The sequence below is a fragment of the Bittarella sp. HCP28S3_D9 genome, assembly GCF_052065655.1.
GTDB classification, from domain to species: domain Bacteria; phylum Bacillota; class Clostridia; order Oscillospirales; family Ruminococcaceae; genus Bittarella; species Bittarella massiliensis.
On record NZ_JBQHTP010000038.1, the window covers coordinates 1 to 10,246 of the forward strand.

A 10,246-nucleotide genomic window follows, 5' to 3' on the forward strand; every position below is an offset into this window, starting at 1 on the left:
GCCCCCCCGCTCTCGGGGCCCCCCCCCGCTCTCCTGTCGTCAAGATCCGCTCTCTAGGGGTTCTTTTTCTTTCGCGGCCGCCCCTTGGGGCGAAGCACCTCGCCGGCCGCCAGCCGCGCCTGCTTGCGGTTGTACCGGGTCACCCACCAGCGGATCTGGTCCAGATCCAGGCCGAAAAAGGCGGCGATCTCCCGCCGGGACATCCCCTCCTTGCGCATGGCGATGATTTCGGGCTCGATTGCCTCTAAATTTGCGTTCTTTCTCTTTTCCATCGGCATTCCCTCCCGTCTGAATCTATTTTCCTACATTGGAAAGGGCTTGTCCATTGGCTGTTTGACCGGCTCTATCCCCCTTTGTCTTCGCAAATTCGACAAAAAACGCCAAAATTTGAGAAAGGCGCACAAATTTTTTCTCATCCATTGGCCCCTTCTCCAAATTGCCTGTACAGGGGCTTCTCCCCCTTCTCTCTCCGCCCTGTCGCTGGTATAATAAAATCAGAAAGGGGGCCTTTTTGTGAAAATCCATCTGCAGCGCCTCTGCCTGCTCCTCTCGCCGCCCCTCTACTGCGGGGCACTTCTCCTGCGCTATTTGGCGGGCGAGTCCTTTTCCCGAAACTACGGCTGGGTTCTCTTGGGCCACCGGCTGGAAGGGGTCTTTGCCTTTCAGCTCTTTCCCCTGCTTCTCTCCCTCCTCGCCGTCCTCTTCCCCCTGCTGTTCTGGGCGGTGGGCCGGTCCTACGAGCAGGAGGGGCGCGACCCCCTCTGGCTGCGCTGTGCCCTCTACCTGCCCTTTCCCCTGACCCTGCTCTTTCTCTCCCCGCCCCTCCTTCCAACGGGTCTCTCCCAGTTGGTGCACAGCAGCGCCGCCGGTTTCTCCGCTGGGCTGCCGGCGGCGCTGGGCGGTCTCTTCCTCCTCGGCACGGCCCTCAAAAAGCGGTTTGCCCGGCCCCGCCCGGGGCGCAAACCCAGCCGGCTGCTGCCCCACCTCTGCCGGTCGATCCTGCTGGCCGCCCCGGTCCTGCTACTCCCCTACGCCGCCTTTTTGCAGGAGGTCCGCGTCAACATGGGCCACTTTTTCACCTATGTCTTTTTCGGCAAGCCTGTCGACGACCCCGCTCTCATCCCTGTCATCCCCCTGCTGCTCCTGCTGCCGCCCGCCCTGGCGCTCTTTTCCTTCCTGCTCGCCGGCGGGTACTGCGAGCGCCGGGCCGTCGACCCCCTTTGGCTGCGGCTGCTCCTCTACCTGTCTTTTCCCCTTCTCTGTATCCCGGTCTTTTTCCCCTTCTCCTTTCGAAACCCGCTGTTTTCCCAGCTCAACCTGCTCTTGGGGCAGGTCTCCTTCGGCTCTGTAACGGTGGCGGCTGGGGCGGTGGCCAGTCTCTTTTGGGCTGTCACCGCCGTGGGAAAGACCCTGCGCGCCCTTAAGAAGCAAAAGTCCTCTGGGTAGGCTGTCCCGCGGCGCTCCGGGGACCTGTTCCCCCTCTGTGTCCGCCTTGCGTTCTGACAAGGCCCCGCCGCACAAGCCCAGGGGCTGCCCTCTGGGCCGTGCGGCAGGGGGAGAAGCAGCACCGTCCTGCACCCGCCCGAGCCATTGAACGGTCAGCGCTCGATTTGCCGACCAGCTTATCCCCCGTTGGCCAAGCACCCCACACCCGAGTCGTCAAGCGCCCTGTGACCGAGTCGTCAAGCGCCCTGCGCCCGAATCGCCTAGCGCCCTGCACCCGAGTCGCCTAGCGCCCTGCATCCGGGTCGCCAAGCGCCCTGCACCCGAGTCGTCAAGCACCCTGCGCCCGAGTCGCCAAGCACCCCGCACCTGAGTCGCCTAGCGCCCTGCACCCGAGTCGCCTAGCGCCCCGCACCCGAGTCGCCTAGCGCCCTGCACCCGAGTCGCCTAGCGTCCCGCGACCGAGTCGCCTAGCGCCCTGCACCCGAGTCGCCTAGCGCCCCGCGACCGAGTCGCCTAGCACCCCGCACCTGAGTCGCCTAGCGCCCTGCACCCGAGTCGTCAAGCGCCCCGCGACCGAGTCGCCTAGCGCCCTGCGCCCGAATCGCCTAGCGCCCTGCGACCGAGTCGCCTAGCGCCCTGCGCCCGAATCGCCTAGCGCCCCGCACCCGAGTCGCCAAGCGCCCCGCACCCGGGTCGCCTAGCGCCCTGCGCCCGAATCGCCTAGCGCCCCGTATCCAAGGCTCCCAGCAGCCCCCACTCGGTTCACCAAATATCTCCTCCCCTTTTCAAAAAGGCCGCCGCGCTGTGCGCTGGAACGGCCTTTTTTCTTTGCCAAGCATAAAATAGTTTTCTTTTAGTAAAATATACTTGACTTTATGTCTGGTAAGTTATATATTGGTGGCAGAGAAAAGAGGTGAGCAGATGGGGAAAAACGTGAAGCTCAAGGCGGCACGCGCCATGCTGGGGCTGTCGCAAAAGGACCTGGCGGAAAAGGTGGGGGTCACCCGGCAGACCATCGTCGCCATTGAAAAGGGGGACTACAACCCCACCATCAACCTCTGCCGCGCCATCTGCCGGGCGCTGGGGCAGACACTGGATCAACTGTTTTGGGAGGAAGGACAATGAACAAGACATTTCACTGCGAAGGGCAGTACGACGAGCGGCAGCTGCGGGAGCGGGACCGCACCGGCCTGCAGACGCTGATTGCCGTCTTTGCCGCCGTGCTGGCCGACGGCCTGGTGCGGGAGGCGGGCTTTGACTGGGCCAGCCCCCAGCACTCTGCCTTTTTGATCGTGGTGGGGGGCCAGTCCCTCTTCGGCTGCCTCTGCGCCCTGCGCCAGGTGCTGCCCAAGCACCCCGGCTACCACCGCCTGTTTTACTATGTCGTCCCCGTCTTTGTGCTGGGGGCGCTGGCCTTCTTCGCCTGCGACGCCATCTGGGGCAACTTCACCCTCACCGAGAACGGCCAGCTCGACGGCGGCGCCGCCCTGCTGATGGTCCTGTTTTTGGGGGCGCAGGCCCTGATCTACCGCATCCAGTGGAAGCGGGCCCAGGCCGAAGAAGAGGGGGAAGAGCAGTGAGTGAGCGGGAGTACGACGAGTACCAGCTGCAACAGCGGCAAAAAATCGCCATGCGGACCCTCCTGTTGACCCTCCTCCTCATCCTGGCCGACGGCATCGTCCGCACCGGCTGGGGCGAGTGGGCCGAGCCGATGATGGAGGCCCTCCTCCTCATCGTGCTGCCGACCCTCTACTTCCTCACCCTGGCCATCTGCAAAAACGCCTATTTCGGGCGCAGCGGCAGCTGGCTCTCCTGGGTCTACCTGGCCCTCGGCGCCCTCTTTTTGGGGGAATTTCTCTTCTCCTGGGCCGCCGGGCGGGTCGTCTTTGTCGAAGGCGGCCTCCTCTCCATCTCGATCCAGCCGCTGGTGATGGGGGTCTTCTTCTGCTACATCGCCGGGCTCAGCCTCGTCCGGCGGGGGATCGAACGGCGGCGGGAACAGCGGGAGGAGTGAGCGCCCCTCCCCCCCAAAACAACAAAGCCGGGGGGGCAAACGGCCGTTCCCCGCACCGGATTTTCTCTTTGCCCTACTCGGGCCACGCCACCGCCTTCAGCCGCAGATCGCGAAAGGCGGCGTACCGCTCCAGCCAGGCGACGGCCGCCTCCCTCTCCCCGGGGGAGAGGGGCGACCCCATCAGCTGGACCGACCAGTTCCTGCCCGACGTCTTGCCCCGCCACCAGCCCACGGCAACGCCGTCCCGCAGCAGGGCCCCGGGGTTGCCCACCGTCTTCCAGAGCTGCCCCGCCAGCCCCTCTTCGCAGAGCCAGCGGCGCCCCCCGTAGAGGTAGGGGTCATAGGGGGGCAGCAGCTGCACCCCCCGCGGGGCGGAGGGGCAGTCCCCCTCCGCCAGGGCCAGGGCCCGGTGTCCCAAAAAGGTGACCGGCTCCCCCACCTCTTCGGCCAGGGCCCAAAGCCGCCTGCCCTGCCGGGGGCAGCAGCCCAAAAAGGTGGCAAACTCCCCCTCGGTGGCCGGACCGTAGAGGGCGAGAAAGCGGCGCGCCAACTCCCGCCGGCCCGGCTCGCCCGAGAGGGCGGGGTCGGTGGGGGCCAGTCGCTCCCGCCCCCAGTCCCCCGGCCAGAAGAGGGGGGAGCGCCCCTGGCGGGGCCCCAGCACCAGGTGCCCCTCCAGGGCGCAGGCCCGCAGCAAAAAGGAGACCGCCGCCTCCCCCAGCCGCTGGTCCGGCCCGTAGAGGGAGGGGCCCTCCCACCCCTCCCTCACCCATGCGGGCAGGCGGGGGGCCATTCGGTCCGCCAGCTGCCGGTCCAGCTCGGCCTTGCCGGTCACCGGGGCGGGCAGCTCCTCCGCCGCCCGGCAGAGCAGGGGCAACAGCCGGTCCGCCCCCAGCCCCAGCCGCGCGGCCACCGGGGCAAAGCCGGGGTAGGCGTAGATCCACTCCTCCCCCTCCTGGGCGCAGAGCGCGCCAAGAAAGAGGCCCCGCTGGGCCGCAGGGAAGAGGTAGGGCGCGCCGCGAAAACTCCAGCAGCGGCAGAGTGTGCCGGAGGCCACCGCCTCCTCCACCCAGCCGGGGGCCAGATCCCCCACCCGGCAGAAGAGGGCGGCCTCCCCCATCCCCGGCGGGCTGTCCTGCACCCCCAGGGGGAGGGCCCGCTCCACCGCCCCTTCACCATAAAGGGGCGCGGTCAGGTGGTGGGCGGCCAGCCGCCGGGCCACCGCCTCGGCCCGGGTGATCTCCCTCATCTCCCCGCCCCCTTCCCCCGCCGCAGGGCGCACAGCCGCACCTTCTCCTCCGGCGCCACCAGGCGGGAGTCGCGCAACTTGGAGAGGGTTTTGTTGTGGGTGAAGTCGTCCAGCCGCCCCTCGGCGAGCAGGGCTTCTACCAGCGCGGGGAAGCGGGGCCAGGCGGTGCAGAGGAGCCAGGCCCGGGCCATGTCCACATAGTATTCCCCCGCGGGGGCCGCGGCCGCCAGCTCCACCGCCAACGGGGCCCAGTCCCCCCACAGCAGGTAGGTCATGGCCAACACCAGCCCCACCCGCTTCTCCCAGGGGGCGCTGCCGCCCTGCACCAGCCTCTGGCAGAGGGACCAGGTGTACGCCGGCTGGCCGGCCAACCCCTTGCAGGCGGTGCAGAAGCTGTCGCAGAGGGACCAGTTGTGCACCCGGGGGATGTACCCCTCCACCGCCGACACCCCCTCGGGCCAGGGCAGGGAGGAGGCGCGGCCCGCCACCAGGGCGGCCACCATCCCCTCCTCGTGGCTGTCGTCTCGGGAGAGGGCGAGAAACCCCCGCCAGTCCCCCCGCGCGATGGCGCGGGCACAGGCCTGCAGCACCGGCATCCGCACCCCCAGCAGGGGGCACTGGGGGTCGTTTACGATGCGGGCGTTAAAGGTCCGGTAGCCCGGCTCGGCCCGCTCCCGCAGGTAGGCCACAAAGGCCCGATAGTCCCGGTGCTGCCAGCGATTTAGCGCAAAGGGCGGCTTCTCCACAAAGGGCCCCTCCTCTCTCATTTTTTTCCATTATCCCCCGGCGGGCAGCCTTTGTCAATGCAGCCGGGGCGGGCGGCGGGCGGGGCACTGGTTTCTCCCCCGTCCACCGCTCGCGCCGCAAAAAAGGGCGCAAAGAGAGCCGGGGGCCGAAAACTTCCGGCCGCCCGGCTCTCGTCGCGCAGAGGCGCTCGCTCTTTCTATTTGCCTTCCAGTACCTGGGCCATCCTCTCCATGCACTCCTTGACGATGGAGCGGGGGCAGGCCACGTTGATGCGCTCAAAGCCGATGCCCTCTTCGCCGAACATGTAGCCCTCGTCCAGGGCGACCTTGGCCCGGCGGAGCATCATCTCCTCCAGCTCCTCCTTGTCCTTGCAGTACTCCCGCAGGTCCAGCCAGACCAGGTAGGTGCCCTCGCAGTCGACCATGGTGGCCTTGGGCAGCCGCTCGGCCACAAACTCTTTGCAGAAGGCGATGTTGCCGTCGATGTAGGCGTTGACCTGGTTGAGCCAGTCCTCGCTCTCATTGTAGGCGGCGATCATGGCGGTGATGCCGAAGGGGTTGGCAAAGCCCACCGAGTTCTTGTCGCCGATGGTGTGCAGCCACTTCTCCTGGTACTCAGGGTTTTCGATGACGATGTTGGACAGCTGCATCCCCGCCAGGTTGAAGGTCTTGCTGGGGGCGGTGCAGACGATGATCCGGTCCTTGTACTCAGGGCAAGCCTTGAGCAGGGGGATGTGGGTGACCCCCTCCCGCACCAGGTCAAAGTGGATCTCGTCGGAGATGATCCACTTGTCGTACTTCTTGGCGATCTCCACCACCTTTTTCAGCTCGTCCAGGGTCCAGACCCGGCCCACCGGGTTGTGGGGGCTGCAGAGGATCATCCCCTTGACGCCGGGGTCGGCCATCTTCTTGTCCAGGTCCTCGTAGTCCATGGTGTAGCGGCCGTCCTGGTAAATCAGGGGGTTGTTGACCACCTTGCGGCCGTTGCCGAGGATGCTGTTGGTGAAGGGGTAGTAGACCGGGCGCTGGATGACGATGCCGTCCCCCTCCTCCGACAGGGCCTGGATCAGGTAGCAGATGGCGGGCACCACGCCGGGGGAGAAGAAGATGTCCTCGGCCTTGACGTCCCACCCGTGGCGGCGCTTGTACCAGCCGGTGACCGCCTCTTTATAGGTGGGGTTGTTGTACACAGTGTAGCCGAAAATCTTGCGGTCGATGCGCTTGTGCAGCGCGTCGATGATGGGGTCGGCGCAGGGGAAGTCCATGTCCGCCACCCAGAGGGGGAGGGCGGACTGGTCGTCGCCGGGCATAAACTCCCACTTGGAGCTAAAGGTGCCCTTGCGGTCAACGAGCTGGTCCAGATCGTACTGTCTCATCGCACACGTCTCCTTTTTTGGCCGCCGGGCCGGGCCCGCCCCCATCCCGAGTGGGGAGAGGCCCGGCGCCGGCAACATTTAAGCTGCTTAAGTATTCTCTCATTCCATCCTATCGCCCCAGAGGGGTGTTTGTCAATCGGCGCGGGGGCAAAACTCATTTTTCGGGGATTTCGCTAAAATCCCGGCGGCTTCTTTCCACATCCTGACGGAAGGAGGCGTTGAGATGCTCCTGCACTGCCAGATAGGTCCGCAGCTCCTCGTCGCTAAAGCCCGCCAGGTTACGGCAGCTGCGCTGGTAGCACTCCCTGTCAAAGCGCTCGTGGTTTTCAAAGATGACCCAGCCGTGCTCGGTGAGGCCCAGGTTCTGTTCCCGGTTGTTGCGGGCGTTCTTGGCCTGGGTCACCCAGCCCTTCTCCCGCAACCGGCGCACCATCTGCGAGCAGGCGCTGGGGGTCTTTTGCAGTTTTGCCGCCAGGTCGGTGACGGTGATGCCCGGGCTGCGGCCGATGAGGGCGATGGTGTGGCTCTCGGCCTGGTAGAGGGTCTCGCCGCCGTAGCGGTGGGGCATGGCGTCGTACACCTCCATCAGCCGGCAGCCCTCGTCCAGGGCGTCCAAAAGCTGCAAGAACAGGGCGTAGCGCCCCTCTTCGACCGGCGTCTCCATCCCGCCGCTCACGCCCCGACCACAAGGGCGGGCAGCTCCTCGAGGCGGGCGATCTCGTAGGTGATGGGCACCCCCAGGGCGTTGGGCTTGCCCCCGGGGTTGTACCAGCAGGTGTCGATGCCGGCGTTCTGCCCCCCCATCATGTCGGAGGTGAGGGAGTCCCCCACCAGCAGGGCCGCCGCCCGGTCAAAGCCGGGGATGTGGGCGGCCACGTAGTCAAAGTACTCTTTCTGGGGCTTTTGGTAGCCGGTGTCCTCGGAGACGAAGACGTCGGCGATGTAGGGGGTGATGTCGCTGCCCTGCAATCGGCGGTGCTGGGTGCGGCTGACCCCGTTGGTCACCAGGTAGAGGGGGCAGTGCTGGGCCAGCCGGCGGCAGACGTCGGCCGCCCCGGGGATCGAGCAGCCCTGCTCCCCCAGGGCGTCCATATAGGTGCGGTTGAAATCCGCCCCCGAGTGGGGCAGCCCCAGCTCGGCGAAGAGCTCGTCAAAGCGCTGGGACTGGAGTTTCCCCTTGCTGACCTCCCCCCGCTCAAATTGCTCCCACAGCCGGCTGTTGATGACCTGATAGCGCGCCCGAACGGCCTCTGTCAGGGGCACCTCCCACCGCGCAAAGGCGGTCTGCAGGGCGATCTCCTCGGCCCGGTCGAAATCCAGCAGGGTGTTGTCGGCATCCAGCAGGACAAAGCGGTATTTTGACAATGTCGGTCCCTCCCTTTCCCCCGCTCGCGGGGCGTCCTCTTTCTCGCTCCCATTATACGGGATTTTCTCCCCCCACACAAGCGCGGGAGAAGGGGGCGGTTGAACTGCCCGAGAATGGGTTCAAATTCTGTCGATATTTCGTCGTTTTGACCGCCCCTTTCCCTTTTCTTTGGCGCGGCGACGCAGTATACTAAAAAGCGGAAATCGTCCGGCCGCGAGCCGGTGGGGAGCGCCCCGCCGGGGAACGCGGCCTTTTTGCGGCAAAAGAAGAACAGAGGGGGAAACTGCGATGTCAGAACAAGGGGAAAGCGCCGTCGCCAAGACGGTCAAGCGGGTGCGGGGGTACCGGTACTCCTTGGTGCTGGAGGGGATCGCCGTGGGCGCGGCCGCCGGGCTGGTGGCCGTTCTCTTCCGGCTGGCCATCCAGGGGGCCGACGGCCTGCGGGGCCAGGTCATCGCCTTTTGCAGAGAGCGGGGCGGCTGGGCGGTGGCCCTCTGGTTTTTGGCCCTGGCCGGGGCGGCGGGGCTGGTGACCCTCCTTCTGCGGTGGGAGCCCTACATCTCCGGCTCGGGCATCCCCCAGGTGGAGGGGGAGATGGTGGGCCAGGTGCACCAGCGCTGGTGGCGGGTGCTGCTGTGCAAATTCGCCGGCGGGCTACTCAGCCTGGGGGCCGGCCTCTCCCTGGGGCGGGAGGGCCCCTCCATCCAGTTGGGGGCCATGGCGGGCAAGGGCTTTTCCCGGCTGACCGCCCGCATCCGCACCGAGGAGAAGCTGCTGATGACCTGCGGCGCTTCGGCCGGTCTGGCCGCGGCCTTCAACGCCCCCTTTGCCGGGGTCCTCTTCTCCCTGGAGGAGGTGCACAAGAACTTCTCGCTGGACGTGCTGCTGCCGGCCATGTCCGCCTCCATCACCGCCGACTTCCTGTCCAAAAACATCTTCGGCCTGAAGCCGGTCTTTGACCTGTCGGTGCGGCAGATGCTCCCCATCCGCCACTACTGGGCGGTGGCCCTGCTGGGCGTCGCCCTGGGGCTGTTGGGGGTGCTCTACAACCGCTGCACCTCCCTGGCGCAGGACCTCTACGCCCGCGTCCGCCCCGCCTATCTGCGCACCCTGGTCCCCTTTTTGCTGGCCGGAGTGCTGGCCTTTGTCGCCCCTCAGCTGCTGGGGGGCGGCCACGCCCTGGTGGAGGGGATCGATCCCGCCGCCACCCTGGGGGCGGTGGCCCTCCTCTTCGGCTGCAAATTTCTCTTCTCCATGGCCAGCTTCGGCGCGGGGGTGCCGGGGGGCATCTTCCTGCCGCTGCTGGTGCTGGGCTCCCTGGTGGGGGCGGGCTTCTTCGCCGGGTTGGCCCCCTCGCTGGGGCTGGCCCCCGAGATGATCGACAACTTCGTCATCCTGGGGATGGCCGGGTACTTTGCCGCCATCGTCCGCGCGCCGGTGACCGGCATCCTCCTCATCAGCGAGATGACCGGCAGCTTCACCCACATGCTCACCCTCTCGCTGGTCTCCCTGGTAGCCTACGCCACCGCCGACTTGTTGGGGTGCAAGCCGGTCTACGACGAGCTGTTGGAGCGGCTGCTCAAAGGCCGGGGCCGCCCCCTGGAGCCCACCGGCGAAAAGGTGCTGGTGGAGGCGCCGGTCTGCATGGGCTCCCCCGCCTGCGGCCGGACCCTCAGCCAGATCGACTGGCCCACAGGCAGCCTGGTGGTCTCGGTCCGCCGGGGGGAGCGGGAGCTGGTGCCCGGCGGGGCCACCCTCCTCTTGCAGGGGGACCAGCTCTCCCTCCTCTGCGACGAGTCGGACATCCCCGCCGTGCGGGAGGCCATGGCCCGCTGGTGCGAGACCGCCGTCCGAGAGCACTGATCCCCACGCAAAGCGGCCTGCCCGGTGCGGCCCTCTGGCCGCCCTTCCCCCGCCAACAGCACAGGGGGGGCGGCCCAAACACCCCCAGGGGGCCAGAGAGCGGTCCGCCCCCTTCTCCTTGGCACCCGCGGCAAAGGCAGAGAGAGGGGGGGGGGGGGGGGGGGGTGGCGGGGGGGGCCGCGCGGGGTG

At 67.1% G+C, this 10,246-nt stretch carries 12 protein-coding genes; 5 read left to right on the forward strand and 7 right to left on the reverse strand.

All coding sequences use genetic code 11. The features are described from left to right. Positions 1-53: 53 nt before the first annotated feature. Together ACTNAU_RS13060 and ACTNAU_RS13065 are read right to left on the reverse strand one after the other, a co-directional pair. Positions 54-272: a helix-turn-helix domain-containing protein gene (locus ACTNAU_RS13060; RefSeq protein ID WP_441098659.1), complete on the reverse strand. Its 219-nt coding sequence runs from the start codon at positions 270-272 to the stop codon at positions 54-56. Positions 273-294: 22 nt separating this feature from the next. Beyond that, positions 295-420, reverse strand: a complete 126-nt coding sequence (locus ACTNAU_RS13065; protein ID WP_256135226.1) for a hypothetical protein — start codon at positions 418-420, stop codon at positions 295-297. A 93-nt stretch (positions 421-513) separates the two neighbouring features. Between ACTNAU_RS13065 and ACTNAU_RS13070 the strand changes: the two genes are divergently transcribed. From ACTNAU_RS13070 to ACTNAU_RS13085, 4 genes are all read left to right on the forward strand, one after another. Continuing rightward, positions 514-1,446 carry a hypothetical protein gene (locus tag ACTNAU_RS13070; RefSeq protein ID WP_441098660.1) on the forward strand — a complete coding sequence of 311 codons (933 nt, stop codon included), beginning with the start codon at positions 514-516 and terminating at the stop codon, positions 1,444-1,446. A gap of 921 nt (positions 1,447-2,367) precedes the next feature. Beyond that, positions 2,368-2,571, forward strand: coding sequence for a helix-turn-helix transcriptional regulator (locus ACTNAU_RS13075; RefSeq protein WP_021657956.1), 204 nt, complete (start codon positions 2,368-2,370; stop codon positions 2,569-2,571). Next, positions 2,568-3,026: a hypothetical protein gene (locus tag ACTNAU_RS13080; protein WP_185915594.1), complete on the forward strand. Its 459-nt coding sequence runs from the start codon at positions 2,568-2,570 to the stop codon at positions 3,024-3,026. The genes ACTNAU_RS13075 and ACTNAU_RS13080 overlap by 4 nt, the downstream gene beginning before the upstream one ends. Next, positions 3,023-3,460, forward strand: coding sequence for a hypothetical protein (locus ACTNAU_RS13085; protein WP_185915593.1), 438 nt, complete (start codon positions 3,023-3,025; stop codon positions 3,458-3,460). The genes ACTNAU_RS13080 and ACTNAU_RS13085 overlap by 4 nt, the downstream gene beginning before the upstream one ends. A 73-nt stretch (positions 3,461-3,533) precedes the next feature. Here the strand turns inward: ACTNAU_RS13085 and ACTNAU_RS13090 are convergent, their stop codons facing one another. From ACTNAU_RS13090 to ACTNAU_RS13110, 5 genes are all read right to left on the reverse strand, one after another. Continuing rightward, positions 3,534-4,706 (reverse strand): DNA glycosylase AlkZ-like family protein, encoded by a 1,173-nt coding sequence (locus ACTNAU_RS13090; protein ID WP_441098661.1) that lies wholly within the window; start codon positions 4,704-4,706, stop codon positions 3,534-3,536. Further along, positions 4,703-5,452 carry a DNA alkylation repair protein gene (locus tag ACTNAU_RS13095; RefSeq protein WP_441098662.1) on the reverse strand — a complete coding sequence of 250 codons (750 nt, stop codon included), beginning with the start codon at positions 5,450-5,452 and terminating at the stop codon, positions 4,703-4,705. The genes ACTNAU_RS13090 and ACTNAU_RS13095 overlap by 4 nt, the downstream gene beginning before the upstream one ends. A 197-nt stretch (positions 5,453-5,649) precedes the next feature. Next, on the reverse strand, positions 5,650-6,828 hold the full coding sequence (locus tag ACTNAU_RS13100; RefSeq protein ID WP_185915590.1) for a MalY/PatB family protein: 1,179 nt from the start codon (positions 6,826-6,828) through the stop codon (positions 5,650-5,652). A gap of 154 nt (positions 6,829-6,982) precedes the next feature. Continuing rightward, the gene (locus tag ACTNAU_RS13105) at positions 6,983-7,492 is read right to left on the reverse strand and encodes a MarR family winged helix-turn-helix transcriptional regulator (RefSeq protein WP_185915589.1); all 510 of its coding nucleotides are present in this window, start codon (positions 7,490-7,492) and stop codon (positions 6,983-6,985) included. A gap of 8 nt (positions 7,493-7,500) precedes the next feature. Next, on the reverse strand, positions 7,501-8,193 hold the full coding sequence (locus tag ACTNAU_RS13110) for a YjjG family noncanonical pyrimidine nucleotidase (protein ID WP_441098663.1): 693 nt from the start codon (positions 8,191-8,193) through the stop codon (positions 7,501-7,503). A gap of 289 nt (positions 8,194-8,482) precedes the next feature. On the opposite strand from ACTNAU_RS13110, the gene ACTNAU_RS13115 reads away from it, so the two are divergent. Further along, positions 8,483-10,057, forward strand: a complete 1,575-nt coding sequence (locus tag ACTNAU_RS13115; RefSeq protein ID WP_441098664.1) for a ClC family H(+)/Cl(-) exchange transporter — start codon at positions 8,483-8,485, stop codon at positions 10,055-10,057. Positions 10,058-10,246 lie beyond the last annotated feature (189 nt).